Origin of the sequence: uncultured Campylobacter sp., assembly GCF_938018145.1 — a bacterium.
Classification (GTDB): domain Bacteria; phylum Campylobacterota; class Campylobacteria; order Campylobacterales; family Campylobacteraceae; genus Campylobacter_A.
Genome location: NZ_CALIII010000086.1, coordinates 1 through 2255 on the forward strand (window position 1 = coordinate 1; position 2255 = coordinate 2255).

Sequence of the window (2255 nt, forward strand, 5' to 3'; positions counted from 1 at the left end):
GACTAGGCCGAGTTTGGCAAGGAAAAAGGTGATAACGGGAAGCTCAAACGCGATGCCAAATGCAATGACTAATTTCGTAAAAAAGCCGACGTAGCCGCCGATATTTAGCATCGCAGAAAACAGCTGCTGGCCGAAATTTATAAGAAATGCAAAACCGATAGGAACGACGACGTAGTAGCAAAACGCCGCGCCCACTAGAAACATAAAAGTCGCCGAAATAACGAACGGGATTACGTACTTTTTCTCGTTTTCGTAAAGTCCCGGCGCCACAAACAGCCAAAACTGCCAAAAAATGATGGGCAACGAGAGCAAAAATCCCGTAAAAAACGCCACCTTCATCGCTACGAAAAAGGGCTCTTGCACTTCGAGAAAGACCATTTTTTGGTTATCGGGCAGAGTGTTTTGCAGTGGCGCGATGATAAAGTCTAAAATTTGATTCCAAAAGCTAAAGCACACTACAAACATCACGATCACGGTCATGACGCTGATGAAAAGCCTTTTTCTAAGTTCTATTAAATGCGGTTTTAGCTCTTCAAACATTACGCCTCTTTTTTCTCGTTATCGCCCAGCACGGCGTTTTTGACCGCTTCGCCCGGGTTTTTGACCGCTTCGACGCTCTTTTTTACGTCGTTTAGGCCGTCCGTGATGCCGCTAGTGACGTCGTTTACGCCTTTTTTGAGCTCGTCGAGCTCCTCAAAGGTGAGCTTTTTTCGCACCGTTTCGGTGGTTTTTGCGATGCTTTCTTTGTATTTTTTCGCATCCTCTTTGAGTTCTTGGATTTTTATCTCTTGATCGAAGCTGCTTTTTGCGTCATTGACCGTTTTTTTGACGGTTTTAAAAAATTTCGCTATCTCTACCATCGCGCTAGGAAGCTTATCGGGCCCCAAAAATAGCACCGCGATGACGGCTATGACGATGATCTCGGGTAAGCTCATGCCAAACATTTTTTATCCTAAATTTTATTTTAAAGCGCTCATTTTAGCGTTTTTTATCTCAAATTTGCATAAATCAGCCCGCGATAAATAAAGAAATTTCATCCGCGGTGAGGAAATTTTTGGCGTAATATCGCCCGTTTTTAAATTTTAATTTCCCGCTATTTTTTAGTAGTTGCGCTCTTTGCTCTTGCTCGGCGTTTAGGCTGTTTTGCCAGATACCGACGATGCTTCTGGCGCCTAAAAATATACGCTCTAAATTTAGTTCGTCCGCGCTTAAATTTTCTATTTTTTTAGCGTGCGGATTTTTTACGTAGGCGTTTAAATTTGAAGCGTTATAAAAGCGATGATCTCGCCAAAATCCGACTGCGTAAGCACCGATGGCAAGGTAGTTTTTGCCCTGCCAGTAGCCAAGATTATGCTTGCAAATTTGACCGAAATTTGAGATTTCGTATTGTTTTAGCCCAGTCTCCTCGATGCGGTCTATCATAAATTTAGCCAGCCTCGGACTATCTTTTGCGTAGCTTATTTTGCCGGCAAAGGGCGTATTTTCCTCAAGCGTTAGCGAATACGCCGATACGTGCGAAACGCCCAAATTTCGGATATTTTGCACCTCTTGCTCGAGGCGTTTTTTGGTGTCTAACTTCGTTCCGTAGATGAGATCTACGTTTATATTTTTTAGTCCTGCTGTTTTGGCGTTTGCGACTGCCTCGTAGATCTGGCTTGCGTCGTGGATGCGTCCGAGAAATTTGAGCTTATCTTCAAAAAAGCTTTGAGCGCCGAAGCTCACGCGATTTACGCCGTACGATTTCATCTGCGAGAGCCACGCTAGGCTTGCCGAGTTTGGATTTGCCTCCGTCGTGATCTCGGCGTCCTTTGCTAGATATAGCGCGACCGCCTCAAATAGCCGCTCGTAGTAGCCCGCGTCCACGGCGCTAGGCGTCCCTCCGCCGATAAAAACCGTCTCGATCTCGCCTTTTTTCACGTCAAATTTTAAAATCTGCTCCCTAAAATCCGCAATCATCGCATCAAAATACGCGCTCGTTAAATTTCGTTTGCCAACGACCGAGCCAAAGGCGCAGTATGGACATTTGCTCTCGCAAAACGGGATGTGGACGTAAAGAAGCATTTTGACCTTTGTTTTTGCCGTATTTTAGCAGATTTTGCGGCTTTATCGTGCAGTGTTTTGGCTTTTGCGCCGTTTGGCGGTCGGTTTGCTGTAAATTTAGGCCGATTTAGGCGTAAAACCGACTCCGGTAAGCTATTTGACGCTTTTAAATTTTAAAATTTACCGTCGTTTTTACCGCCCGTTAAATTTAAAAA

At 44.6% G+C, this 2255-nt stretch carries 3 protein-coding genes; all 3 read right to left on the reverse strand.

What is annotated here, in order from left to right:
• A partial coding sequence (gene tatC / locus Q0338_RS01850; protein ID WP_298085273.1) for a twin-arginine translocase subunit TatC occupies positions 1 to 540 on the reverse strand: 540 nt, incomplete at its 3' end.
• Entirely contained in the window at positions 540 to 944 is a 405-nt protein-coding gene (tatB, locus tag Q0338_RS01855; protein ID WP_002946440.1) for a Sec-independent protein translocase protein TatB, read from the reverse strand. The genes tatC and tatB, both read right to left, overlap by 1 nt.
• 64 nt (positions 945 to 1008) lie before the next feature.
• Positions 1009 to 2061, reverse strand: a complete 1053-nt coding sequence (hemW, locus tag Q0338_RS01860) for a radical SAM family heme chaperone HemW (protein ID WP_298085274.1) — start codon at positions 2059 to 2061, stop codon at positions 1009 to 1011.
• Positions 2062 to 2255: the final 194 nt, after the last annotated feature.

Coding starts and splice junctions, on each gene's coding strand:
- hemW (WP_298085274.1), bottom strand. CDS start 2,061: ATGCTTCTTTACGTCCACATCCCGTTTTGCGAGAGCAAATGTCCATAC.
- tatB (WP_002946440.1), bottom strand. CDS start 944: ATGTTTGGCATGAGCTTACCCGAGATCATCGTCATAGCCGTCATCGCG.